This window comes from Streptomyces soli (assembly GCF_003999195.1).
GTDB classification, from domain to species: Bacteria; Actinomycetota; Actinomycetes; order Streptomycetales; family Streptomycetaceae; genus Actinacidiphila; species Actinacidiphila soli.
Map to the genome: position 1 here is coordinate 1 of NZ_RJVR01000302.1, position 26,011 is coordinate 26,011.

The following is a 26,011-nucleotide window of genomic DNA, read 5'->3' on the forward strand; positions in this document are numbered from 1 at the left end:
GCGCGGCGAGGGTGCCCGCGGCGGCCGGGCGGCGGGAGGCGGGGGCGGCTCCCCAGCGGCGCAGCAGCCGGGCGGCGGCCAGGCGCAGGGTGGAATCGGCGGCGAGCGCGTTGTCGTACTCGGCCGCGCGGTGCACGTCGGCGATGAGGCGGGCGGCCTCGGGGTCGTCGGACAGCGACGCGGTGAAGGACGGCGTGCCCCGGATCGCGGAGATCTCCTGCGCGACCTCGGCGATCACGTCGACCGCCGGGTACAGCACGTGGTAGCTCCAGCCCTCGTCGGTCCCGGCGTGCGCGGTGTGCGGGGTCTCCGGGTTGATCAGCACCACGCTGCCGGCCCCGGCCCGCTCCAGGCCCTGCGGCAGGCCGACCACCTCGATGCCCCGGGTCACGGCGGCGATCACGTAGCCGTCGTGGGCATGGCGCGGGAAGGTGTGCCGGATGTAGTGGGCGCGCAGCAGATCCACGCCGGGCATGCCCGGGTGCTGCCAGTGTCGTGCGCGCTCCTCCGGTGCCATGGATCCATTGTGGGCCGCCTCTCACAACGGCTGGAACCGGATTGTCAGTGGGCCGAGGCAGGATGGATGACATGTCGCGACGGAGCACTCGGAACACGCCGGAGGAGGACCCGGCGTCGTCCCTGGAAGCCTTCTCCCCCGCCACCCGCGCGTGGTTCACGGGGGCCTTCGACGCACCCACGGCCGCGCAGGCCGGGGCATGGCGGGCGATCGCCGAGGAATCCGACGTACTGGTGGTCGCGCCGACCGGCTCCGGCAAGACCCTCGCGGCCTTCCTGGCGTCCCTGGACCGGCTGGCGAGCACCCCGCCGCCGGCCGAGGCCCAGCGGCGCTGCCGGGTGCTGTACGTGTCGCCGCTCAAGGCGCTCGCGGTGGACGTGGAGCGCAATCTGCGGAGCCCGCTCACAGGGCTGAGGCACGAGTCCGTACGGCTCGGGCTGCCGGAGCCGGAGGTGCGGGTCGGGATCCGCTCGGGCGACACCCCGGCGGCGGAGCGGCGTGCGCTGGCGACCAGGCCGCCGGACATCCTGATCACGACGCCGGAGTCGCTGTTCCTGATGCTCACCTCGGCGACGCGGGACGCGCTGCGCGGCGTCGAGACGGTGATCCTCGACGAGGTGCACGCGGTCGCCGGGACCAAGCGGGGCGCGCATCTCGCCCTGTCGCTGGAGCGGCTGGACGAGCTGCACCGTGCTGATTCTGCGCGGCTCCGCCACGACCGGCCCGCGCGGCGGATCGGGCTGTCGGCGACCGTCCGGCCGGTGAACGAGGTGGCGCGCTTCCTGTCCCCGCAGCGCAAGGTGACGATCGTCCAGCCGCCCTCGGAGAAGGAGTTCGACCTGTCGGTGGTCGTCCCGGTCGAGGATCTGGGCGAGCTCGGCGGCTCCCCCGTGGCCGACCACAGCGGAGCGGCGGCGGCCGGCGACGAGCGGCCGTCGATCTGGCCGCATGTGGAGGAGCGGATCGCCGACCTGGTGCAGGCACACCGCTCCACGATCGTCTTCGCCAATTCGCGGCGCCTGGCGGAGCGGCTCTGCAACCGGCTCAATGAGATCGCGTATGAACGTGCCACGGGCGAGCCGATGCCCGAGTCCGGACCGCCCGCCGAGATCATGGCGCAGTCCGGGGCCGCGCAAGGCGCTCCCCCCGTGCTGGCACGGGCGCACCACGGGTCGGTGTCCAAGGAGCAGCGGGCGCTGGTCGAGGAGGATCTGAAGGCGGGGCGGCTGCCGGCCGTCGTGGCCACATCCAGCCTGGAGCTGGGGATCGACATGGGCGCGGTGGACCTGGTCGTCCAGGTGGAGTCGCCGCCGTCCGTCGCCTCCGGCCTGCAGCGCGTGGGCCGGGCCGGACACCAGGTGGGCGCGGTCTCCACGGGTGTGGTCTTCCCCAAGTACCGGGGCGACCTGGTGCAGTCGGCCGTGGTGACCGAGCGGATGCGCGTGGGCGCCATCGAGTCGCTGCGCGTCCCGTCCAACCCCCTCGACGTACTGGCGCAGCAGCTGGTCGCCATGACCTCCCTCGACACCTGGGACGTCGACGAGCTGCTGGCCGTCATCCGGCGAGCCGCGCCCTTCGCCGGACTGCCGCACTCCGCGTACACCGCCGTCCTGGACATGCTCGCCGGGCGCTATCCGTCCGACGCCTTCGCCGAGCTGCGCCCGCGCCTGGTCTGGGACCGGGTCACCAACACGGTCACTGGCCGCCCCGGGGCGCAGCGGCTCGCGGTGACCTCGGGCGGCACGATCCCGGACCGGGGGCTGTTCGGGGTCTTCCTGGCCGGCGCCGACCCCAAGAAGGGCGGCGGCCGGGTCGGCGAGCTGGACGAGGAGATGGTGTACGAGTCCCGGGTCGGGGACGTCTTCACGCTGGGCACGAGCTCCTGGCGGATCGAGGACATCACCCGGGACCGGGTCCTGGTCTCCCCCGCGCCCGGGGTGCCGGGCAGGCTGCCGTTCTGGAAGGGCGACCAGCTGGGCCGCCCGCTCGAACTGGGCCGGGCGGTGGGCGCGTTCCTGCGCGAGGTGGGCCGGCTGACCCCCGAGGAGAGCCGGGAGCGGCTGGCGGCGGCCGGGCTCGACCCGTGGGCGGTCGACAACGTCGTGGCGTATCTGGACGAGCAGCGGAAGGCCTGCGGCCATGTGCCGGACGACCGCACCATCGTCGTCGAGCGCTTCCGGGACGAGCTGGGCGACTGGCGAGTCGTGGTCCACTCGCCCTTCGGCGCGCAGGTGCACGCCCCCTGGGCGCTGGCGCTGGGGGCGCGGCTGTCCGAGCGGTACGGCTTCGACGCCCAGGTGATGCACGCGGACGACGGCATCGTGCTGCGGCTGCCCGACGCAGACCTGCTGGGTATGGATCTGCTGGACGTCGATCCGGTCAAGCAGGGCGCGGAGTTCGACAGCGACCAGTCGCCGGTCGGCGCCGCCGATGTCGCCTTCGACAAAGGCGAGGTCGAGCAGCTGGTAACCGACCAGGTCGGCGGCTCCGCACTCTTCGCGTCGCGCTTCCGCGAGTGCGCGACCCGCGCGCTGCTGCTGCCGCGCCGCAATCCCGGCAAGCGCACCCCCCTGTGGCAGCAGCGCCAGAGGGCGGCCCAACTGCTGCAGGTCGCCTCGGAGTTCGGCTCGTTCCCGATCGTGCTGGAAGCGGTCCGCGAGTGCCTCCAGGATGTCTTCGACGTGCCCGGGCTGGTCGAGCTGATGGGCGACATCGAGGCCCGCCGGGTGCGGCTGGTCGAGGTCACCACCCCCGAGCCGTCGCCTTTCGCGCGCTCGCTGCTCTTCGGCTATGTCGCGCAGTTCCTGTACGAGGGCGACTCCCCGCTCGCCGAGCGGCGCGCCGCCGCGCTGTCGCTGGACTCCCGGCTGCTCGCCGAGCTGCTGGGCCAGGCGGAGCTGCGTGAGCTGTTGGACGCCGATGTACTGGTCGAGCTGGAGCAGGAGCTGCAGTGGCTGACCGAGGACCGCCGGGCCAAGGACGTGGAGAGCGTCGCCGACCTGCTGCGGCTGCTCGGGCCGCTCACCGACGCCGAGCTGGTGGCCCGGGGCGCCGAGCCGACGTGGGTACGGGAGCTGGAGGCGACCCGGCGCGCGATCCGGGTCCGTCTGGGCGGCGCGGAGCACTGGGCGGCCGTCGAGGACGCCGGACGGCTGCGGGACGCGCTCGGCACTGCGCTCCCGGTCGGGGTGCCCGAGGCCTTCACCGAGCCGGTCAAGGACCCGCTGGCCGACCTCCTCGCCCGGTACGCACGCACCCACGGCCCCTTCACCTCCGCCGAGGCGGCCCAGCGCTTCGGCCTGGGCACAGCCGTGGCCGACGGCACCCTGCACCGGCTGGCCGCGCCGGGCCGGGTGGTCCAGGGCGAGTTCCGGCCAGGTGGGGCGGGCCACGAGTGGTGCGACGCCGGGGTGCTGCGGCGGCTGCGGCGGCGCTCCCTGGCCGCGCTGCGGCATGAGCTGGAGCCGGTGCCGCCGACGACGCTGGCCACGTTCCTGCCGCAGTGGCAGCACGTGGGCACGCACAGCCTGCGTGGCATCGACGGTCTCGTACGGGCCGTCGAGCAGCTGCAGGGGGCATCCGTGCCTGCCTCGGCGCTGGAGAAGCTGGTCCTGCCGGCCCGCGTCACGGGATACGCGCCCGGCATGCTCGACGAGCTGACCGCGTCCGGCGAGATCCTGTGGTCAGGCGCCGGGGCACTGCCGGGCAAGGACGGCTGGGTGTCGCTCTACCTGGCCGACGCCGCGCCGCTGCTGCTCCCTGCGCCGCAGCCGCTGGAGCTGTCCCCACTGCACCGGGCCGTCCTGGACGCCCTCGGCGGCGGCTACGGGCTCTTCTTCCGGCAGATCGCTGACCATGTGCGCGCTGCGGGGCTCAGTCCCTCCGATCCCGAACTGGCCGACGCCGTCTGGGACCTGGCCTGGTCCGGCCGGCTCACCAACGACACGCTCGCCCCGCTGCGTGCCCTCCTCGGCTCCGGCCGCACGGCGGGTTCCACGGCGCACCGGGCGCCGCGCGCCGTGCCTCGCGGTCGCTACGGTTCGCTGACCGGGCGGGCGCCGCGCGCCACGGCGTCCCGTTCGGGGCCGCCCACGACGGCGGGGCGGTGGTCACTGGTCCCGGCCCTGGAGACGGACGTCACCCATCGCGCGCACGCCCTGACCCACACGCTGCTCGACCGGCACGGCGTCGTGACCCGTGGCGCGGTCGCCGCCGAGGGCGTCGAGGGCGGCTTCTCCGCCGCCTACCGCGTGCTCTCCGCCTTCGAGGAGACCGGACAGGCCCGCCGTGGATACGTGGTGGAGGGGCTCGGCGCCGCCCAGTTCGCCATGGACGGCGCCGTGGACCGCCTGCGCGCCATCAGCACCGCCCGCGACCGCGAGGAGGGCCGCCACGCCCAGGGCCCCGCCGCCCGTACGGTCGTCCTCGCCGCCGCCGACCCCGCCAACGTGTACGGCGCGGCCCTGCCGTGGCCCGACCAGCCCGCCGGCGTCACCCACCGCCCCGGGCGCAAGGCCGGCGCCCTGGTCGTCCTGGTCGACGGCGAGCTCGCCCTCTACGTCGAGCGCGGCGGCAAGACCCTGCTCGCCTGGCCCGAGGACGAGGACCGGCTCCAGGCCGCCGCCGACGCGCTCGCCCTGGCCGTCCGCAAGGGCGCCCTCGGGCGCCTCACCGTCGAGCGCACCAATGGCGAGTCCGCGCTCACGTCGCCCCTGGGCCGCGCTCTGGAAGCCGCCGGCTTCCACGCCACCCCGCGCGGCCTGCGCCTGCGGGCGTAGGGGCTTTCCTCCACCCCGCCCCTTCCCGAAACCGGGCTCTCCCCCAAACGTTCCTTTGGGTGGGGGTCCCCCCGGCCGAAGGCTGGGGGAGTGCCCCCACGGCCGAAGGCTGGGGGTGGGGGCACTCCCAGCGTCTAGCTGGGGGAGGCTGGCACAACCCGACCACGGACCCGCACCCGACATCGAAGCATCACGGGGTCCCAGCGCAGCGCCCCCGCGGGCGGCCGGCGCACGCGGCAAAATGGCCGCATGCCTGAAGGGGATACGGTCTGGCTGACGGCGCGGCGGCTGCATGAGGCGCTCGCCGGGAAAGTGCTGGTCAGGTGTGATCTGCGGGTGCCGCAGTTGGCGACGGCGGATCTGGGCGGCCGGCGGGTGGAGGAGGTCGTCCCGCGCGGTAAGCATCTGCTGGCGCGGTTCGAGGGCGGGGTGACATTGCACTCGCACTTGATGATGGACGGGTCCTGGCATCTGTACGCCCCGGGCGAGCGGTGGCGCGGCGGTCCGCAGCACCAGGTGCGGGCGGTGCTGGCCAGCGCGGACCGGGTGGCGGTGGGGTACCGGCTGCCGGTTCTGGAGCTGCTGCCGACCGCGGAGGAGGAGAAGGCGGTGGGCCACCTCGGGCCGGATCTGCTGGGGCCGGACTGGGATCCCGAGGAGGCGGTGCGCCGGCTGACGGCGGAGCCGGGGCGGGCGGTCGGCGAGGCGTTGCTCGACCAGCGGAATCTCGCGGGCCTGGGCAATGTCTACAAGTCGGAGTTGTGCTTCCTGCGCGGGGTAACCCCCTGGACGCCCGCCGGTGAGGTCCCTTCCCCGGAGCGCGTTGTGGCTCTGGCCAAGCGGCTGCTGGAGGCCAACAAGGCCCGCCCGGGGCACATCACCACCGGCGAAACCCGGCGGGGCCGTACGCACTGGGTGTACGGAAGGGCCGACCGCCCCTGCCTGCGCTGCGGGACGACGATCCGGGTCGCGGACCAGGGCCCGGCGGGCCAGGAGCGCGTGACGTACTGGTGCCCGAGCTGCCAGCGGGGTCCGGCAGCGCCAAAGTAATTGACGTACCGTCAGATCCGGCCGTACGGTCACCGCATGGCCGACCTCACCGGACGCACCGCCCTGATCACAGGCGCCGCCAGCGGCATAGGCAGGGCCTCGGCCCGGCTCCTCTCCGAGGCCGGGGCCACCGTGGTCTGCGCGGACCGCGACGAGCCCGGCGCGCAGCAGACCGTGAAGCTGATCGGCGAGGCCGGCGGCAGCGCGTACGCCCGGGCCCTCGACGTCACCGACGGCGCCGGCACCGCCGAGGCGGTCCGCGAGACCGTACGCGCCCACGGCCGGCTGGACGTCCTCGCCGCCATCGCCGGGATCATGCACAGCAGCCCCGTCCTGGAGACCGACGAGGCCGATCTGGACCGGGTCCTGGCCGTCAACTTCAAGGGCGTCCTGCACAGCGCCCGCGAGGCGGCCCGTGCGATGAAGCAACAGGGTTCCGGGCATCATCACCATGGCCTCCGGCGCGATCGACACCGGCATGAGCGGCCTGCTCTGCTACAGCGTCTCCAAAGCCGCCGTCGTCCAGCTCACGAAGACCCTGGCCACCGAGCTCGGCCCCTACGGCGTACGCGCCAACGCCATCGCCCCCGGCTTCATACGGACCCCGATGACCGCCCGCGACGACGCGGGCGCCCAGGCCCGCGGTGAGGCGGCGATGGCACGCGCCACGCCCCTGGGCCGCGTGGGTGACCCAGGGGACGTGGCGGGCACGGTGCCCTTTCTTGCCTTGCCTCCGACCGCTCAGCCTTTATGACCGGCCAGATCCTGCGTTACAACGGAGGCATCGCCATGCCCTGGTAGGCACGTCAGAGGCCTACGGGGCCCCGGCAGGCGCGCGCCGCACGATGCGGCGGGGGTTGCGGGAGCTGATGACCCTGATCGGCGGGACCCTGTCCGGGTCACGGAGTGCAGCGGGATGAGGCTCAGGCCCCAGCCACCTGCCGCCAACAGACCCTCGACCGGGCCGGTCCGGGCCGGCACCACGGCGAGCCGCAGGGCGGCCCACCACCAGAACGCGCCCGCGACGAGCGCGATCGTCCAGCGGACCGGCCGCCGGACCCAGATCTTCCGGAGAACGCACATGGCCGCCTCCTTCGGAGCCCCGAGGTTGCGGCGGGGAACCCGTGGAGAGTTCCCCGTACCGTGCTTGGATCCCCGTCCTTCAAGATCGCTAGACCTTTGCGCCCAGACCTGCCCCATCCTTCACTCGATCGGGCTAAGAACCGGCCGCTACCTGCGACAACACAGGCAGGACGCGCTACGCGGGAGGGGCCGCCCAGCTCTAGACGTTCTCCGCCTGGAACATCCAGTGGTGCTTCTCGAGATCGCCGGCCAGGCCGATGAAGATGTCCTGCGTCACCGGGTCCGGCTCCGCAGTCGCGTCGATGCCCTCACGCACCCGCTTGATCACCTGTCCGAGCGCCTCGACCATGATCTCCACAACCTGCGAGTCCTTGACCCAGCCATCCGTGACGGTGTCGATGCCGCTGCTCTTGGCGATGGTGCCCGCCCGCCCGTCCGGGGTGACACCGATCGCGGACGCCCGCTCGGCGACCGTGTCGGCGTACGTACGGGCCGTGACCACCACGTCGTCGAGCTGGAGGTGGATGGAGCGGAAGCGGGGGCCGATGACGTTCCAGTGCACCTGCTTGCCGACCAGGGAGAGGTCGATCAGATCGGCCAGAACACCCTGCAGCGCGTCACCGGTGACCTTGCGGGCGGACTCGGTCAGCGTGCTCGTAACGACAGCCATGCTGTTGCCTCCTTGTGAAACCGTGCGAGGAACGAGCTGGTCGTCCCCCTTCCACGCCTTCCCGCTCCACCGGTCCCAAACGCAACAACGCCGGAGCCCCGGCCGGCGTGGTGCCGACCGGGGCTCCATACGGAAAACCCATGTGTCGCTCAGGCCGCGACGACGTCCACGGCCTCGGCGGGCGCCTTCGGCGCCTTGATGGTGACCCGTTCGTCCGGACCGTGCGGTACGGACGTGACCGCGCCCAGCAGCGGCCGCATAGGCGCGGCAGCGGACTCGGAAGCCGCCGACTCCGCCAGCTCGGCAAGCGACAGATCGTCGCTGACCTCCCGCATCACCTCGGACATCGGGACGTCCAAAGCGTCACAGATCGCCGAGAGCAGCTCGGAGGATGCCTCCTTCTGCCCTCGTTCGACCTCCGACAGATATCCCAGGGACACCCGGGCTGACGAGGAGACCTCACGCAGGGTGCGGCCCTGGCGCTGGCGCTGCCGACGCAGCACGTCACCAAGCAGGCGACGGAGCAGGATCATCGGTGGCTCCCTCCTCGGACCGCGAAATCACAACCTTCTCGCCCCACCGTACCGCCTCGGGCCTCGGCCGTGCGGGGAGCGATGACGTGTTCACTCAGGGCTGCAAACATCCCTTCCCCCCACCATCTTCCCTATCCTTCGCCTCCGCCGATTTGCGAGAAGTTCTCGAGCCCGACACGAGCGGCTGCGCAGGAGCATCCTCCAGCGACTGTTCCAGCAGGGTCAGAGCGGCGTCCACCGTCGCCCGCCGGATCGCCGCCCGGTCACCCTCCAGCCGCAGCTCACGGGCCCGCGCGGGCGCCCCGGGGCCTGCCACGGCCACGTACACCGTCCCCACCGGTTTGCCGTCCTGCGGGTCGGGCCCGGCGACGCCGGTGGTGGCCAGCCCCCAGTCGGCGCCCAGGGCGGCCCGTACGCCCTCCGCCATGGCGCGGGCGACTTCCGGGTCGACGGCGCCGTGTTCGGCCAGCAGAACCGTGTCCACGCCGAGCAGCCGCGCCTTGAGTTCGGTGGCGTAGGCGGTTACCGAGCCCCGGAAGGTCCGCGAGGCACCCGGCACCCCGGTCAGCTCGGCGGCGAGCAGCCCGCCGGTGAGGGACTCGGCGACCGCCAGGCTCGTGCCCCGCTCGTCCAGCATCCCCAACACCCGGGCAGCGGCGGTCATTCCTGGTGCTCCCGAGCGGCGGCGGCCAGCCCCGCCCGGCGCAGCACCAGGGCCTGTCGTACGTAGTCGAGCCCGGACCAGACCGTCAGGATCACGGCGGCGCCCATCAGCACGGCCCGCAGCGTGGCCAGCGGCCCGGTGAGGACCAGGATGTACATGCCGACGGCGATGCCCTGGGTGAGCGTCTTGAGCTTGCCGCCCCGGTTGGCCGGGATGACGCCCCAGCGGATCACCCAGAAGCGCAGCACCGTGATGCCGATCTCCCGGAACAGGATCACGACGGTCACCCACCACGGCAGGTCGCCGAGCGCCGAGAGCCCGACCAGGGCGGCGCCCATGATGGCCTTGTCGGCGATCGGGTCGGCGATCTTGCCGAAGTCGGTGACCAGGCCGTAGCGGCGGGCAAGCTCGCCGTCGAAGAGGTCGGTGATCATCGCGACGGCGAAGGCCGCCCATGCGAAGGAGCGCCAGACGGGGTCGTGGCCGCCGTCGTGGACCAGCAGCAGGACGAAGCCGGGCACCAGCACCAGCCGCACCATCGTGAGGATGTTGGCGATGTTCCACAGCCCTGCCTGCGGGGCCGTGGGAACAACGGCCGCGGGGCGGTGGTTGCCGGCGGCGGGCGCGGGGACTCCGGTCATCTGCCCGCCTCCTCCGGCTCCGTACACAGCGCCGTCACCGGCTCGGCGACCAGGTCGACGCCCTCGGTGTCCACGACCTTCGCCGTGATGATCATGCCGGGTGCGAGGCCCTCGTACGAGGTCAGCACCACCTGGCCGTCGGTCTCCGGCGCCTGGTGGGCCGCCCGGCCGATCGCCTCGTCGTCCTCGATGCTCTCCACCAGCACCTCGACCGTCGACCCGAGCCGCTCCTCGGCGCGCTGCGCCGTCAGCTCCTCGGCGAGCCGCGAGACGCGGGCCAGGCGCTGGGCCACCACGTCCTCGTCGAGCTTGTCGCCGTACGTGGCCGCCTCGGTGCCCTCCTCGTCGGAGTACCCGAAGACGCCGATCGCGTCGAGCCTCGCGGCGGACAGGAAGCGCTCCAGCTCCTCCAGGTCCGCCTCGGTCTCGCCGGGGAAGCCGACGATGAAGTTGGAGCGCACACCGGCCTCGGGGGCCTTGGAGCGGATGGTGTCCAGCAGCTCCAGGAAGCGCTCGGTGTCGCCGAAGCGGCGCATGGCGCGCAGCACGCCGGGGGCGGAGTGCTGGAAGGACAGGTCGAAGTACGGCATGACCTTGGGGGTCGAGGTCAGTACGTCGATCAGGCCGAGCCGCATCTCGGCGGGCTGCAGATAGCTGACCCGGATGCGCTCGACGCCCTCGACGGCGGCCAGCTCGGGCAGCAGCGTCTCCAGGAGACGGATGTCACCGAGGTCCTTGCCGTACGAGGTGTTGTTCTCGCTGACCAGCATGACCTCCTTGACGCCCTGCTCGGCCAGCCAGCGGGTCTCGCCCAGCACATCCGACGGACGGCGCGAGATGAAGGAGCCCCGGAAGGACGGGATGGCGCAGAAGGAGCAACGGCGGTCGCAGCCGGAGGCGAGCTTGACCGAGGCGACCGGGCTGCTGTCCAGGCGGCGGCGCAGCGGCGCGCGGGGCCCGGAGGCGGGTGCGACGCCCTCGGGCAGATCCTCCGGGGCGGAGGCGGGCGCCTGGGCGTGCCCCGGGAGTGCCACGCCTGCGGTGTCCTGGCGCTCGGCGGGGCTGATCGGCAGCAGCTTGCGCCGGTCGCGCGGGGTGTGCGGGGCGTGCACACCGCCGGAGAGGATGGTCTGCAGTCGGTCGGAGATGTCCGCGTAGTCGTCGAAGCCGAGCACGCCGTCGGCCTCGGGCAGCGCTTCCGCGAGCTCCTTGCCGTACCGCTCGGCCATGCAGCCCACCGCGACGACGGCCTGGGTGCGGCCCTGTCCCTTGAGGTCGTTGGCCTCAAGAAGGGCGTCCACGGAGTCCTTCTTCGCGGCCTCGACGAAGCCGCAGGTGTTCACGACGGCGACGTCCGCGTCGGTGGCGTCCTCGACGAGCTGCCAGCCGTCCGCCGCGAGACGGCCGGCGAGCTCTTCGGAGTCCACCTCATTGCGGGCGCAGCCGAGCGTGACAAGGGCGACGGTACGGGGTTCGGGCATGACCTCAGCGTACTTTGTCCGGCCCATGCCCCCGCCCCCGAGGGGTCGGGGGCGATCACCTCGCGACGCCTCCCGGGTCAGCCGGCCTGCGGGTCTCCCGGAGTGAAGTTGAGCCGCTGGACCTGGCCGGGGGTTCCGGCCCTGCCGATGTCCTTGCCGTTGACGAACAGTTTGATGGCGCCGGCGTTGCCCACGATGAGATTGATCTTCTTCTCGTCGGTGAAGGACATGGACTGCCCTGCCGGGAGGTTGCCTTGGAAGAGCGAGCGTCCGTTGCTGTCGGCCACCGAGACCCAGCTCTTGGCGCCGTCAGCAGTGATCTTCACGGTGACCTTGTCGGCCGGGGCCGCTGCGATCGCGCTCTCGGTCGGGTCGGGCTTGGTGTTGGTGCTGGCCGTGGGCGACGGGCCGGCGCTCTTGGTGGTGCTCACCACGGTGGGCTTGCCGGCCACCGGCTGGCTGTTCCCGTCGCTGCCGCCGTTGAAGACGGTGAAGCCGACGAAGCCGACGACGGCGACGATCGCCGCGACCATCGCGGCGGTCCAGTTGGGGCGGCGCGGCTCGGAGCGGATCCGGTCGGCCTCGTACAACGGGGCGACGGGTGTCGGGGTCGGGCCTACGCCGCCGTGCTCGGCGGCGTACTGCGCTACCAGAGGCTCGGGGTCGAGGCCGACGGCGCGGGCGAGGGTCCTGATATGGCCACGGGCGTAGACGTCGCCACCGCAGCGGGAGAAATCGTCCTGCTCGATGGCGTGCACGATGGGCGCGCGGACGCGCGTGCTGCTGCTGACCTCGTCGACGGTCAGGCCGGCGGCGAGGCGTGCCTGGGCGAGGGCGTGACCGACCGGGGGCCGGTCGTCGACGACCGGGGGACGGTCGTCGGATGGCGGGTTGCCGATGGACACGGGGGCGCCTTTCGAGCGTGTAGCCACCTGCTGGAGACTCAGTCTAGGGGGGGTCGGAAAAGTTCGGGCAAGCGGACGGCCGTTCTTTGTCCGCCATCAGGATTGCCGGAGGGAACTGTCACCCGGCCGGTGTGCCACTGACACACGGACATGCGCCTTCCTCCTGCAATAACTTGACGTACGGGCAGGAGAAACGGTTGCCCCCGCCCCTCTTACGAGTGAGCTACGAATGAGTCTCGCCGCGGATCACGGCGAGGACTCCGTCCATCTCCTCAGGCTTGACCAGAACATCGCGGGCCTTCGATCCCTCACTCGGACCGACGATCCCGCGCGATTCCATCAGATCCATCAGCCTGCCCGCTTTCGCGAAACCCACACGCAGCTTGCGCTGGAGCATCGAAGTGGAGCCGAACTGTGTCGACACGACCAGTTCCGCCGCCTGGCAGAGCAGGTCCAGGTCGTCGCCGATCTCCTCGTCGATCTCCTTCTTCGGGCCGCTGCCGACCACCACGTCCTCGCGGTAAGCGGGCGTCAACTGGTCCTTGCAGTGGCCGACAACCGCCGCGATCTCGTCCTCCGTGACGAAGGCGCCCTGCATACGGATCGGCTTGTTCGCGCCCATCGGCAGGAACAGTCCGTCACCCTTTCCGATGAGCTTCTCGGCACCCGCCTGGTCGAGGATGACCCGGCTGTCCGCGAGTGAGGAGGTCGCGAAGGCCAGCCGCGACGGCACGTTGGCCTTGATCAGACCGGTCACCACGTCCACACTCGGCCGCTGCGTGGCCAGCACCAGGTGGATGCCGGCCGCGCGGGCGAGCTGCGTGATGCGGACGATCGAGTCCTCCACATCGCGCGGCGCCACCATCATCAGATCCGCCAGCTCGTCCACGATCACCAGCAGGTAGGGATACGGGGCCAGCTCGCGCTCGCTGCCCTCGGGCGTCTTGGCCTTGCCCGAGCGCACCGCCGCGTTGAAGTCGTCGATGTGCCGGAAGCCGTACGCCGCCAGGTCGTCGTAGCGCAGGTCCATCTCGCGGACCACCCACTGCAGCGCCTCGGCGGCCCGTTTGGGGTTGGTGATGATCGGCGTGATCAGGTGCGGGACGCCTTCGTACGCGGTCAGCTCGACGCGCTTGGGGTCGACCAGGACCATCCGCACCTCGTCGGGCGTGGCACGCGCTATCACCGAGGTGATCAGGCAGTTGATGCAGGACGACTTACCGGCGCCGGTGGCGCCCGCGACCAGGATGTGCGGCATCCGGGCGAGGTTGGCCATCACATAGCCGCCCTCGACGTCCTTGCCGAGGGCCACCGTCATCGGGTGCTCCTCGCCGGCCGCCTCCGCCGAGCGCAGTACATCACCGAGGACGACCAGTTCGCGGTCGCTGTTGGGGATCTCGATGCCGACAGCCGACTTGCCGGGGATCGGGCTGATGATCCGTACGTCCGGGCTGGCGACGGCGTACGCGATGTTCTTGGCCAGCGCGGTGATCCGCTCGACCTTGACGGCCTGGCCGAGCTCGACCACATAGCGGGTGACCGTCGGGCCCCGGGTGAAGCCGGTGACCCGGGCGTCCACCTTGAACTGCGAGAACACGTCGGTCAGCTGGGCGACCACCGCGTCGTTGGCGGCGGTGCGGGTACGTCCGGGGCCACCGCGCTCCAGCAGGTCCAGCGACGGCAGGGCGTAGGTGATGTCGCCGGACAGCTGCAACTGCTCGGCACGCGGCGGCAGTGGCGCACCCTCGGCGGGCCCCGCCTTTTTGGTCAGGTCGGGTACGGACCCGGTGTCCGCGCCGGTGGACGCGGGCGGCTCCGGCTCCTCGTCCCGGGCGGACGGCACCGGGGACTTGATCAGCCCGGCGACGAGCGCCGAGGGCTGCACCCCGTACATGACGGCGCCGTCCAGGTCGGCGGCCGCCGCGGCGGCCACGTCGACCGCGTCCAGACGGAGCACTCCCCCGTCGTCCGGGAGGTCGGTCCTGGGCTCGTAGCGGCGCTTCGTACGCCGGCGCGGCCTCGGCTCGTCCTGCTCGGCCGGCGGCTGGTCCTCGAAGAGGTCCCCGAGTGCCACGTCGTCGCCGACCGGCTCGGGCGCCTCGAGCAGCCGCAGCCACATGGCCAGCTCCCGCAGCCGCTGCGGGATGGCTGCGACCGGGGTGGCCGTCACGACCAGCAGCCCGAAGAAGCTCAGCAGGGCAAGCAGCGCCACGGCGAGCGGCTTGCCGACCGTGTACTCCAGCGGCGCCGAGGCGGCCCAGCCGATCAGGCCGCCCGCGTCGCGGATCTTCTCCGCGCCCTGGCCGCGCCCGGGCGAGCCGCAGCCGATGTGCACCAGCCCGAGCACACCCACGACCAGCGTGGACAGCCCGATGACGATGCGGCCGTTGGCGTCGCCCTCCTCCGGGTGCCGCATGAGCCGTACGACGACGATCCCGATCAGGACCGGCACCACCAGGTCCAGCCGCCCGAAGGTCCCCGTGACCAGTATGCGGACCAGGTCGCCCACCGGGCCCTGCAGATCGGAGTACGTACCGACGGCGACCACCAGCGCGAGGCCGAGCAGCAGCAGCGCGAGGCCGTCCTTGCGGTGGGCGGGGTCGAGTCCGCGTGCGCCGCGCCCTATGCCGCGGAAGAGTGCGCCGACGGTGTGGGCGAGGCCGAGCCACAGGGCCCGTACGAGCCGGTAGACGCCGCCGGTCGGCGAGGGTGCGGCCTTGGGGGTGGGCTTCGGTGCGGCTTTGGCCGCCGGCTTCTTGGCGGGGGGCCGCTTCGCCGGGGGCTTCTTGGCCGCAGGCTTGGCGGCAGCCTTCTTGGCGGTGCCGGACGTACGTGAGGCCATGATGCTGAGGTTACCGCCGAAGACCGTAAGGGACACGCGTGCCCATTGATACCCCCGTTCGTGTCGCGCCCTTGGCACACCACGGTTGACAGGACGTCAACGACCGCCGGCCACGAACCGCGCCGCGCCTTGTGGCGCGTTCAGTCCTGCGACGGGACCTTGCCGGCGTCGCCGGATCCGGTGCCGGGTTCCAGGGCGTCCAGCGCCCGGCGCAGGCCGGTGAGTTTGCGCTCCAGGTGGGCGGCGGTGGCGACGGCCGCCGCGTCCAAGGACTCGTCCAGCTGTTTGGACAGCGCGTCGGCCTGCTCCTCCACCGCCGCGAGCCGGGCGGAGAGTTCGACAAGCAGGCCGACGGCCTCCTTGGCGCCGTTGGAGCCGCTCTGGCCGCCGCCCTGCTCGAGCTGGAGCCGCAGCAGCGCGGCCTGCTCGCGCAGCTGGCAGTTCTTCATGTAGAGCTCGACGAAGACGGAGACCTTGGCCCGGAGCACCCACGGGTCGAAGGGCTTGGAGATGTAGTCGACGGCACCGGCCGCGTATCCCCGGAAGGTGTGGTGCGGCCCGTGGTTGATGGCCGTGAGGAAGATGATCGGGATGTCCCGCGTCCGCTCACGCCGCTTGATGTGCGCCGCGGTCTCGAACCCGTCCATGCCCGGCATCTGCACATCCAGCAGAATCACCGCGAAGTCGTCGGTGAGCAGCGCCTTGAGCGCTTCCTCCCCGGACGATGCCCGCACCAGCGTCTGATCGAGCGCCGAGAGAATGGCCTCCAGCGCCAGCAGATTCTCCGGCCGGTCATCGACCAGGAGGATCTTGGCCTTCTGCACCATGGCCCGCCCTCCTCGCCCCGGCACTGCACCGGGTGCCGCCCCCATGGACGACTTCTGTACGTCGCCCGTCCTTGTGCCGGTCATGGTAGCCGCACCCCGCTGTCCGCCACACCCTGTCACCGCCATGTCACTGTGCACGTAGCAGAAACGCAAGCGGGGACCAGAAGGTTCCCCGAATCCCGTGTTCTCACACCTGATTGACCACGGCGAGTCATGTCGATCGCAAGCTCCGACGAGGCGGGCAAGAGGGCGCTCAACGGGCGTGCATCCACTGTTGCATCACCGCGAGCAGGTGGTCGGTGTCGACCGGCTTGGCGACGTAGTCCGACGCGCCGGACTCGATGCTCTTCTCGCGGTCGCCCTTCATCGCCTTCGCGGTGAGCGCGATGATCGGCAGGTTGGCGAACTGAGGCATCCTGCGAATAGCGGCAGTCGTCTCATAACCATCCATTTCCGGCATCATGATGTCCATCAGCACAATCGCCACGTCGTCGTGCTGCTCCAGCACCTCGATGCCCTCACGGCCGTTCTCCGCGTACAGCACCGTCAGCCCGTGCTGCTCCAGGACGCTGGTGAGCGCGAAGACATTACGGATGTCGTCGTCGACGATGAGCACCTTCTCGCCGCTGAAGCCGCCCGCGAAACCGGTGTACGCGTCGCTGTGCGCGCCGTCCACCCAGGAGTCGGCGAACTGCTGCGGGGACTGTCCGGGCGGCGCCTGGCTCACCGCGGGGGCCGCGGAGCTGGAGCGCCTGCGCAGCCTCGCGAGGCTGCTGCCCGCGCCCCGGCCGCGGGCGCCGGGCGGCAACGCGTGGCCGGTGTACAGGCCGTGCAGGGGGTGGTCGGTGCCGGCCTCGTCCTCGGCGGCGGCCGGCAGCGCCGGGTAGCCCTGCGGAGGCAGTTCGCCGCTGCTGAGGGGGAGGTAGAGGGTGAAGGTCGAGCCGCGGCCGGGCTGGCTGTCGGCGTGGATCTCGCCGCCGAGCAGCCGGGCGATCTCGCGGCTGATGGACAGCCCGAGGCCGGTGCCTCCGTACTTGCGGCTGGTCGTCCCGTCCGCCTGCTTGAAGGCCTCGAAGATCACCCGCATCTTGCTCGACGCGATCCCGATTCCGGTGTCGGTGACCGAGAACGCGATCAGCGGCTGGTCCGCGTCACGCAGCGCGCCCGACTCCAGCAACTGCTCGCGGATCGACTGCGGCACCTCGGGCCCGGCCGGCCGGATCACCAGCTCCACCGAGCCGCTGTCGGTGAACTTCACCGCGTTGGACAGCAGGTTGCGCAGCACCTGGAGCAGTCGCTGCTCGTCGGTGTGCAGCGTCACCGGCAGTTCCGGTGAGACCCGTACGGAGAAGTCCAGGCCCTTCTCGGCGGTCAGCGGCCGGAAGGTGGCCTCGACGTAGTCCACCAGCTGGACCAGGGCGATCCGGGTCGGGGTGACGTCCATCTTGCCCGCCTCGACCTTGGACAGGTCCAGGATGTCGTTGATCAGTTGGAGGAGGTCGGAGCCGGCGCCGTGAATCGTTTCGGCGAACTCGACCTGCTTGGGCGAGAGATTGCTCTCGGCGTTGTCGGCGAGCAGCTTGGCCAGGATCAGCAGCGAGTTGAGCGGGGTGCGCAGCTCGTGCGACATGTTGGCCAGGAACTCGGACTTGTAGCGCATCGACACCGCGAGCTGCTCGGCGCGCTCCTCCAGAACCTGCCGGGCGTCCTCGATCTCGGTGTTCTTCACTTCGATGTCCCGGTTCTGCCGGGCGAGGCGATCGGACTTCTCCTCCAGCTCGGCGTTGGACACCTCCAGCGCCCGCTGCCGGTTCTCCAGCTCGTCGCTTCGCTCCCGGAGCTGCTCGGTGAGCTCCTGCGACTGCTTGAGCAGCCCCTCAGTCTTGGTGTTGACGCCGATGGTGTTGACGCTGACCGCGATCATGTCGGTGATCTGACCGAGGAAGTCCTTCTGGATCTGGGTGAAGGGCTGGAAGGAGGCCAGCTCGATCACGCCGAGCACCCGGTCCTCGAACAGCACCGGCAGCACGATCACATGCGCCGGGGGCGCTTCGCCGAGCCCGGAGGCGATCTTGAGGTAGCCGGGCGGGACGTTCTCGACCAGGATCGTCCGCTTCTCCACGGCCGCCGTGCCGATCAGCCCCTCGCCGGGCAGGAAGGAGGTCGGCATGGCCCGCCGGGAGAATCCGTACGAGCCGATGAGCCGCAGCTCGTACTCGGACTCGTACCCCGCCCCATCGACTGGGTTCTCGCCACCTTCGATCTCCTCCGCGAGGAAGAAGGCGCCGTGCTGGGCGGAGACCACCGGTGTGAGCTCGCTCATGATGAGCGCGGCCACGTCGTTGAGGTCCCGACGGCCCTGCATGAGGCCGGAGATGCGGGCGAGGTTGCCCTTGAGCCAGTCCTGCTCCTTGTTGGCGAGGGTGGTCTCGCGCAGGCGCACGATCATGGTGTTGATGTAGTCCTGGAGCTCCAGGATCTCGCCCGCGGCGTCCACGTCGGTGCGGATGTTGAGGTCGCCACGGGTCACCGCGGTGGCGACCTGGGCGATGTTGCGGACCTGGCGGGTCAGGTTGTTGGCCATCAGGTTCACGGACTCGGTGAGGTCCTTCCAGATGCCGGAGACCCCCGGCACCCGGGCCTGGCCGCCGAGCCGGCCCTCCGTACCCACCTCGCGGGCGACGCGGGTCACCTCGTCACCGAAGGCCGACAGCTGACCGACCATGGTGTTGACGGTGGTCTTCAGCTCCAGGATCTCGCCGCGCGCGTCCACGTCGATCTTCTTGGACAGGTCACCGCGGGCCACAGCGGTGGTGACCTCGGCGATGTTGCGGACCTGGCCGGTCAGGTTGGACGCCATGAAGTTCACCGACTCGGTGAGGTCCTTCCAGGTGCCCGAGACGCCGGGCACGCGGGCCTGACCGCCGAGGATGCCGTCGGTGCCCACCTCGCGGGCCACACGCGTGACCTCGTCACCGAAGGCGGACAGCGTGTCGACCATCGTGTTGATCGTTTCCGCGAGCTGCGCGATCTCGCCGCGCGCCTCGACGGTGATCTTCTTGGTCAGGTCGCCGTTGGCGACGGCGGTGGCGACGGAGGAGATGGACCGCACCTGACTCGTCAGGTTGTTGGCCATCAGGTTCACGTTGTCCGTCAGGTCCTTCCAGATGCCCGACACGTCACGGACCCGGGCCTGGCCGCCCAACTGGCCCTCGGTACCCACCTCGCGGGCCACGCGGGTCACCTCGTCACCGAAGGCCGACAGCTGGTCGACCATCGTGTTGACGGTGGTGACCAGGGCGAGGATCTCGCCCTTCGCGTCGACGGTGATCTTCTTGGACAGATCGCCCTGGGCGACCGCCGTGGTGACCTCGGCGATCGTACGCACCTGGCTGGTCAGGTTGGTCGCCATGAAGTTGACGGACTGGGTGAGGTCCTTCCACGTACCCGATACGCCCTTGACCTCGGCCTGACCGCCGAGGATGCCTTCGGTGCCCACCTCGCGGGCCACCCGGGTCACCTGCTCGGCGAAGGAGGAGAGCTGGTCCACCATCGTGTTGAGGGTGTTCTTCAGCTCCAGGATCTCGCCCCGGGCGTCCACGTCGATCTTCTGCGACAGGTCACCGCGCGCCACGGCGGTCGCGACCTGCGCGATGTTACGGACCTGGGCGGTCAGGTTGCCGGCCATGCCGTTCACGGAATCCGTCAGGTCCCGCCACACACCTGCCACACCCGGCACCTGCGCCTGGCCGCCCAGCCGGCCCTCCGTACCCACGTCGCGGGCGACGCGGGTCACCTGGTCGGCGAAGGCGGACAGCTGGTCGACCATCGTGTTGAGGGTGTTCTTCAGCTCCAGGATCTCGCCCCGGGCATCGACCTCGATCTTCTGCGAGAGGTCGCCGCGCGCCACGGCCGTGGTCACCTGGGCGATCTGGCGGACCTGGGAGGTCAGGTTGCCCGCCATGAAGTTGACGGAGTCCGTCAGGTCCTTCCAGACGCCGCTGACGCCGTCCACACGGGCCTGACCGCCCAGCCGGCCCTCGGTGCCCACGTCGCGGGCCACCCGGGTCACCTGGGCGGCGAAGGAGGACAGCTGGTCCACCATCCGGTTCACGGTGTTCTTCAGCTCCAGCATCTCGCCGGAGACGTCCACCGTGACCTTCTGCGACAGGTCACCGTTGGCCACCGCCGTGGTCACCTGCGCGATGTTGCGGACCTGGCCGGTGAGGTTGCGGAAGGCCGTGTTGACCGAGTCCGTCAGGTCCTTCCAGGTCCCGGCCGCGCCGGGGACCTGCGCCTGGCCGCCCAGCTCGCCCTCGACACCGACCTCACGGGCCACCCTCGTCACTTCCGCACCGAAGGCGGACAGCTGGTCGACCATCGTGTTGACGGTGTTCTTCAGCTCCAGCATCTCGCCGGAGACGTCCACCGTGACCTTCTGCGACAGGTCACCGTTGGCCACCGCCGTCGTGACCTGCGCGATGTCGCGCACCTGGGCCGTCAGGTTGCGGAAGGCGGTGTTCACCGAGTCGGTGAGGTCCTTCCAGATCCCCGCCGCCCCCGGCACCTGCGCCTGGCCGCCGAGCTGGCCCTCGGCGCCGACCTCGCCCGCCACCCGGGTCACCTCGTCGGCGAACGTACGCAGCGTCTCGGTCATCGCATTGATGGTCTCGGCGAGCTGCGCGACCTCGCCGCGCGCGCCGATCGTGATTTTCTGCGACAGGTCGCCGTTCGCGACCGCCGTCGTCACCTGTGCGATATCGCGCACCTGGGCCGTCAGATTGCCGGCCATAAGATTTACGGAATCCGTCAGGTCCTTCCACACGCCGGCCACACCCGGTACCTGTGCCTGGCCGCCGAGTTCGCCCTCGGTGCCCACCTCGCGTGCGACGCGGGTCACTTCGGAGGCGAAGGAGGAGAGCTGATCGACCATCGTGTTGACGGTGTTCTTCAACTCCAGCATCTCGCCGGCCACGTGAACCGTGACCTTACGGGACAGATCACCCTTCGCCACGGCCGTCGTAACGAGAGCGATGTCACGTACCTGGGCGGTCAGCCGGGACGCCATCGTGTTGACCGAATCCGTGAGATCCTTCCACGAACCCGACATTCCGCGCACTCGCGCCTGCCCGCCGAGCTTGCCCTCGGTGCCGACCTCGCTGGCCACCCGGGTCACCTCGTCGGTGAACGCCGAGAGCTGGTCGACCAGCCCGTTTGTAGTGCGGCCCACCTTCAGGAACTCCCCGCGCAGCGGGTGCGCCGAGCCGTCGGAGCCCTGCGAGCGCAGGTCCATCCGCTGCTCCAGGTCGCCTTCCGCCACCGCGGACAGCACCCGGCCGACCTCGGACACCGGGCGTACCAGGTCCTCCACCAGGGCGTTCGAGGCATCGATCGCCGCTGCCCAGGCGCCCTCACAGGCGCCGGTCTCCAGGCGCTCTGTGAGCTTGCCCTCCCGCCCGACCACGCGGCGTACGCGGGCCAGTTCGCCGGTGAGGTGCTGGTTGCGGTCCGCGACCTCGTTGAAGACGGCGGCGATCTCCGCCATCACGCCGTCGCCGGATACGGTCAGCCGCTTGCGGAAGTTGCCGTCCCGCATGGACGACAGTGCCGCCAACAATCTGTGCAGGGCAGCCGTGTCCACCTCGACGGTCCCGTTCGCCCGGGCTCGTGCGTTTTTCGCCCGCGCGGAATTGTTCCGCGTTGAAGCGGTTGTCACGCCGCCTCGCGCTGATGCGCCAGACTCCACCGTGTCCCTCCCAGAGGGTCGACCGACCTGCATGTGCCTGTATAGGGCATGCCCAGTGTTTCACCATGCCCGCACCCGGCCATAACAGTTCGGCAGCATCGCATATGACCGGCGTCATGATCGGGGCAGAAACACCCGCAACCGGCGCACGCGCAACCGACAGGGGTAAGTAACCTGGCATCCGGCTGCCCGCCAGGAACCGGGCGTACACCTCATGGGGGCTGACGGTGCAGGTACAGCGGACCGAGGACGTACACGTCCCAGGACAAACAAGGAGCTCTGTGATCACGGCGCGGGCAGCGGCCACCTTCGACCCGGTCGGGCGTTCGGTCGCCACCGCGCGTGCATTCGTCCGCGACACCCTGCAGGGATGGGGCTTCTCCGATGTGGTGGACGACGCAGTCGTCCTCACCAGCGAGCTGGTCACCAACGCCGTCGTGCACGCCGGTACCGCCGCCGACGTCGAGTGCCTGCGCTACGAGGCCGCGGTGCGGGTCGAGGTCTCCGACCGCTACCCCGAGCGCGAGGTCCCGCTCCAGAACGCGCACCGCCAGGCCCACCCCGACCACGAGGGCGGCCGCGGGCTGATCCTCTGCTCGGCCCTCGCCACCCGCTGGGGCGTCCAGTACAGCCCCGAGACCAAGCAGGTCTGGTTCCAGCTCGACCTCCCCCAGCGCCCCGCAGGCACCCGCTCGGCCGGGCCCGTCCTGCCGATCTCGGCCCTCCCGCTCGCCGACGAGCGGGTCCGCGTCGCCGTCATCCAGGTCGACCGCAACGGCATCCTCACCCGCTGGAACGACGACGCCGCCGAGCTGTTCGGCCACCCCGCCGACCAGGTCGTCGGCAAACCCCTCGGCGACCTCGCCGCCTGGCCCCAGACCCCCGGCACCGGCCACGGCATCGCCGAAGCGCTGCTGCTGTCCCGCTGGGAGGGCAGCTACGGAATCCGTGGCGCCGACGGCCGCGTCCAGCCGGTGTACGGATCACATCTGCGGGTACGCGACACCACCGGCGAGCCGTCGACCGTATGCCTCCTGGTCCGCGAGGACGAGCGGGCCATCCTGCAGAATCCGGTGCGCGGCAGTGTCTCCCTCGACGCCTCGGGCGCCGAACGCGCCAAGGCCGTCGACCCGTTCGAGACCTTCATCGGCTCCCCGGCCCCGGACGACCTGGACGGCCTGCTCCAGCGCACCGTCGAGCGCGCCCGCGACATGCTCGACGGCGACGCCGCCTACCTGCTGCTCGCCACCGACGACGAGACCGAGTTGGAGGTCCGGGCCTCCACCGGACTGCCGTCGGCCCGCCAGCGCTTCGCCCGGGTTCCCGTCGAGGCCGGTACGGGCCGTTACGGCAGCGCCCGCATGCCTGCTGTCCACGACGACCTCACCGCCGTCCCCGGCGCCGTGCCGCTGCTCGCCGGCACCGGGATGCGGTCGATCGTCACCGTGCCTCTCAAGGTCGAGGGGCGGCTGACCGGATCCCTGGGGGTCGCCGCCGAGTCCCCGGGCCGCTACTCCAACGAACAGGCGTTGCGCCTGCAGTTCGCGGCCGACCGCATTGCCCTGGCCGTCGAGAGCGCCCGCCTGACCGAGCTGGAGCGGCTGCGCCGTGGCTCGCTGTCCTTCCTGGTCGAGGCCTCGGATCTGCTGGCCGGAACGCTGGAGCGGGACCAGACGCTGGCGCTGATGGCCCAGATGACCGTGCCCACGCTGGCCAGTTGGTGCGCCGTCTACACCATCGCCGAGCAGTCCGAGCCCGAACTCGCCTTTGTACTCCACGAGGACGAGGACCGCATCGACGGCATCAAGGCGCTGCTCAGCAAGGTCCAGCCGCCGGCCCCGGACCCCACCCCCGGCGCCCGCATCTGGACCGCCCCCTCAGACGCCGCCCACTCCACCGCCCTCCGCGCCTCCCTGCGCAGCCTGGGCCTCGGCGAGCCCGGCCGGCCCGCCACCGGCCCCGGTACGGCGCTCGCCACAGCGGCAGCGGTCGGCGGCGAGACGGTCGTCCTGCCGCTGGTGGCCCGTAACCGCGTCATCGGCATGCTGACGCTGGGCAAGCCCTCCGACGAACGCTTCCGCCAGGAAATCCTGGAACTGGCTGAGGACCTGTCCCGCCGCGCCGCCCTGGCCCTGGACAACGCCCGCCTCTACAGCGAGCGGACCGCCATCAGCCAGTCGCTGCAGCGCAGCCTGCTGCCCCCCGGCCTCCCGGACATCCCCGGCGTCGAGGTCGAGGTCGTCTACCGCGCCGCCGGCGAGGGTAACGAGGTCGGCGGCGACTTCTACGACGTCTTCCCCATCCGCGACGGCTGCTGGGGCTTCGCCATCGGCGACGTCTGCGGCACCGGCCCCGAAGCAGCAGCCGTGACCGGCCTCGCCCGGCACGCCCTGCGGCTGCTGGCCCGCGAGGGCTTCAGCGGCCCCAGCGTCCTGGAGCGGCTCAACGCCGCCATCCTCGACGAGGGCGCCCGCAGCCGCTTCCTCACGCTGCTGTACGGCGAGTTGTGGCCGCAGCCCGACGGCAGCGCCATCCTCAAGGTCGTCTGCGCCGGCCACCCCCTGCCGCTGCGCCTGCGCCAGGACGGCACCGTGGAGGCGGCCGCCGACCCGCAGCCACTGCTCGGCGTCATCGAGAACCTCGAACTGGCCGAGCAGACCATCGAACTCGCCCCCGGCGACGTACTCCTCTGCGTCACCGACGGCGTCACCGAGCGCCGCGAGGGCTCCCGCATGCTCGGCGACGACGGCCTCGCCGATGTCTTGGCCACCTGTACGGGCCTCAACGCTGGCGCCGTCGCCGCCCGCATCCAGCGAGCCGTGGAGCGCTTCGCCTCCGACGCCCCGTCCGACGACATGGCGATCCTTGCGATGCGCGTACCGGAATGACCCAGGAATGACGAAGGCCCCCGCCGTGAGGCGGGGGCCTTCTGTGTCAGAGCCCCAATACGGAATCGAACCGTAGACCTTCTCCTTACCATGGAGACGCTCTACCGACTGAGCTATTGGGGCGTGCTCGACGTGAAAGATCTTAACCCATCCACGCCCGCGTTTGAAAATCCGATCAGAGGACTCCGCCGAGGCTGTTGCACGCCGACGCCATCCGCTCCAACTCCCTCTCGGTGAGCCCCGGGTGCACCGGCAGCGACAAGGTCTCCCCCGCCGCCGCCTCGGTACGCGGCAGATAGGCGCCCGAGACCCTCGTCCGGTTGGCGGGAATGCGATGCAACGGCGTAGGGATGCTCACCCGCGCCCGTACGCCCCGCGCCGCCAGCGCGAGCGCGAACGCATCACGGTCCGGCCGGCCATTGCCCGGAATCCGCACCGTGTAGCGGTGATAGACGTGGTGGGCGCCCGGCTCCACATGCGGCACCACCACTCCGGTCAGCGCCGAGTCTGGATACCGGCAGCTCGCCCGCTGCCGCGCCACCGCACCCGCCAGCTTGGTCAGCCCGGCCAGCCCGCCCGCCGCACATTCGTCCGACATCCGCATGTCATTGTGACTGGACGACCTCAGGTTCCTCACCGTACGAGCCAATTCCGGGTGCTCCGTCGACACCATCGCCCCGTTCTCGACGGCGAACACGCTCATTACCCCGTACGTCCCCACCTTGCGGCCCGACAGCGCGGCGGCCTGCGCCTGGGTCGCGTCCTCCACAATCGCCAGGCCGTGCCGCTCCGCGAGCCCGGAGAGCGTGTCCACGGCCGCCGGGTGACCGAAGAGGTGAACAGGCAGAACAGCCACGGTGAGCGGCGTTATAGCCGCGGCAACAGCCTCGGGGTCCAGGCAGAAGGTCAGCGGATCGATGTCCGCGAACACAGGTATCGCCCCGACCGTCCGCACGGCCTCCGCCGTCGCGGTCGGCGCGAACGACGGGAGGATGACTTCTTCCCCCGCGCCGATCCCCAGCGCCTGCAGCGACAACCGCAGGGCAGCAATACCCGAATCCACGGCCACACAATGCCGGTTGCCGGCCCCTGAGGAGAACTCCGTCTCCAGAGCCGCCACTTCCGCGCCTTGAAGCGTGGTCTGCTGCATGCCGCACCTCCACTAGCCGACGACGTCAGCATCGCGACCCAGCATGATGAGCGGCTAAGCGGAGCATGAACATACGGTTATGGCAACACAAAGAGCCGTACCCCTGGACCGAAGTCCGAGATACGGCTCTTTATGAAAGATTGTTCGGCGGCGTCCTACTCTCCCACAGGGTCCCCCCTGCAGTACCATCGGCGCTGAAAGGCTTAGCTTCCGGGTTCGGAATGTAACCGGGCGTT

14 protein-coding genes, 1 tRNA gene, 1 rRNA gene and 1 pseudogene are annotated in these 26,011 nt (G+C 71.0%); 4 read left to right on the forward strand and 13 right to left on the reverse strand.

Annotation, left to right across the window (positions count from 1 at the left end; all coding sequences use genetic code 11):
- Positions 1 to 517: AraC family ligand binding domain-containing protein (locus tag EFK10_RS33955; RefSeq protein WP_206305700.1), on the reverse strand; the 517-nt coding region annotated here is incomplete at its 3' end.
- 71 nt (positions 518 to 588) lie between these two features.
- Between EFK10_RS33955 and EFK10_RS33960 the strand changes: the two genes are divergently transcribed.
- From EFK10_RS33960 to EFK10_RS33970, 3 genes and pseudogenes are all read left to right on the forward strand, one after another.
- The gene (locus tag EFK10_RS33960) at positions 589 to 5,295 is read left to right on the forward strand and encodes an ATP-dependent helicase (RefSeq protein ID WP_127359492.1); all 4,707 of its coding nucleotides are present in this window, start codon (positions 589 to 591) and stop codon (positions 5,293 to 5,295) included.
- A gap of 249 nt (positions 5,296 to 5,544) precedes the next feature.
- The gene (locus EFK10_RS33965) at positions 5,545 to 6,345 is read left to right on the forward strand and encodes a DNA-formamidopyrimidine glycosylase family protein (protein ID WP_127359493.1); all 801 of its coding nucleotides are present in this window, start codon (positions 5,545 to 5,547) and stop codon (positions 6,343 to 6,345) included.
- Positions 6,346 to 6,381: 36 nt separating this feature from the next.
- Positions 6,382 to 7,146 (forward strand): annotated as a pseudogene (locus EFK10_RS33970) (SDR family NAD(P)-dependent oxidoreductase).
- Positions 7,147 to 7,627: 481 nt separating this feature from the next.
- Here EFK10_RS33970 and EFK10_RS33980 read toward each other — a convergent pair.
- The 9 genes from EFK10_RS33980 to EFK10_RS34020 all read right to left on the reverse strand — a co-directional run bounded on the left by EFK10_RS33980 (position 7,628) and on the right by EFK10_RS34020 (position 21,737).
- The gene (locus tag EFK10_RS33980) at positions 7,628 to 8,098 is read right to left on the reverse strand and encodes a Dps family protein (protein ID WP_127359495.1); all 471 of its coding nucleotides are present in this window, start codon (positions 8,096 to 8,098) and stop codon (positions 7,628 to 7,630) included.
- 149 nt (positions 8,099 to 8,247) lie between these two features.
- Positions 8,248 to 8,631: a helix-turn-helix domain-containing protein gene (locus EFK10_RS33985; protein ID WP_127359496.1), complete on the reverse strand. Its 384-nt coding sequence runs from the start codon at positions 8,629 to 8,631 to the stop codon at positions 8,248 to 8,250.
- A 94-nt stretch (positions 8,632 to 8,725) separates the two neighbouring features.
- Positions 8,726 to 9,295, reverse strand: coding sequence for a CinA family protein (locus tag EFK10_RS33990; protein ID WP_127359497.1), 570 nt, complete (start codon positions 9,293 to 9,295; stop codon positions 8,726 to 8,728).
- Positions 9,292 to 9,936 carry a CDP-diacylglycerol--glycerol-3-phosphate 3-phosphatidyltransferase gene (gene pgsA / locus EFK10_RS33995; RefSeq protein WP_127359498.1) on the reverse strand — a complete coding sequence of 215 codons (645 nt, stop codon included), beginning with the start codon at positions 9,934 to 9,936 and terminating at the stop codon, positions 9,292 to 9,294. Before pgsA ends, EFK10_RS33990 begins: the two co-directional genes overlap by 4 nt.
- On the reverse strand, positions 9,933 to 11,417 hold the full coding sequence (gene rimO / locus EFK10_RS34000; RefSeq protein WP_127359499.1) for a 30S ribosomal protein S12 methylthiotransferase RimO: 1,485 nt from the start codon (positions 11,415 to 11,417) through the stop codon (positions 9,933 to 9,935). Before rimO ends, pgsA begins: the two co-directional genes overlap by 4 nt.
- A gap of 77 nt (positions 11,418 to 11,494) precedes the next feature.
- On the reverse strand, positions 11,495 to 12,322 hold the full coding sequence (locus tag EFK10_RS34005; RefSeq protein ID WP_240677647.1) for a helix-turn-helix domain-containing protein: 828 nt from the start codon (positions 12,320 to 12,322) through the stop codon (positions 11,495 to 11,497).
- A 223-nt stretch (positions 12,323 to 12,545) separates the two neighbouring features.
- Positions 12,546 to 15,164 (reverse strand): DNA translocase FtsK, encoded by a 2,619-nt coding sequence (locus EFK10_RS34010; RefSeq protein WP_127359501.1) that lies wholly within the window; start codon positions 15,162 to 15,164, stop codon positions 12,546 to 12,548.
- A 140-nt stretch (positions 15,165 to 15,304) separates the two neighbouring features.
- Positions 15,305 to 15,991 (reverse strand): response regulator, encoded by a 687-nt coding sequence (locus EFK10_RS34015; RefSeq protein WP_127359502.1) that lies wholly within the window; start codon positions 15,989 to 15,991, stop codon positions 15,305 to 15,307.
- A 253-nt stretch (positions 15,992 to 16,244) separates the two neighbouring features.
- Positions 16,245 to 21,737: a HAMP domain-containing protein gene (locus EFK10_RS34020; RefSeq protein WP_407647210.1), complete on the reverse strand. Its 5,493-nt coding sequence runs from the start codon at positions 21,735 to 21,737 to the stop codon at positions 16,245 to 16,247.
- Between the two features lie 281 nt (positions 21,738 to 22,018).
- Between EFK10_RS34020 and EFK10_RS34025 the strand changes: the two genes are divergently transcribed.
- A complete protein-coding gene (locus EFK10_RS34025) occupies positions 22,019 to 24,625 on the forward strand; it encodes a SpoIIE family protein phosphatase (RefSeq protein WP_127359504.1) in 2,607 nt (868 codons plus the stop codon).
- Positions 24,626 to 24,675: 50 nt separating this feature from the next.
- On the opposite strand, the gene EFK10_RS34030 is transcribed toward EFK10_RS34025, so the two are convergent.
- The 3 genes from EFK10_RS34030 to rrf all read right to left on the reverse strand — a co-directional run.
- Positions 24,676 to 24,748, reverse strand: a tRNA-Thr gene (locus EFK10_RS34030).
- A gap of 52 nt (positions 24,749 to 24,800) precedes the next feature.
- On the reverse strand, positions 24,801 to 25,775 hold the full coding sequence (locus EFK10_RS34035) for a DegT/DnrJ/EryC1/StrS family aminotransferase (protein WP_127359505.1): 975 nt from the start codon (positions 25,773 to 25,775) through the stop codon (positions 24,801 to 24,803).
- A gap of 142 nt (positions 25,776 to 25,917) precedes the next feature.
- Positions 25,918 to 26,011: ribosomal RNA gene (gene rrf, locus EFK10_RS34040) — 5S ribosomal RNA — on the reverse strand; the annotation flags it as partial.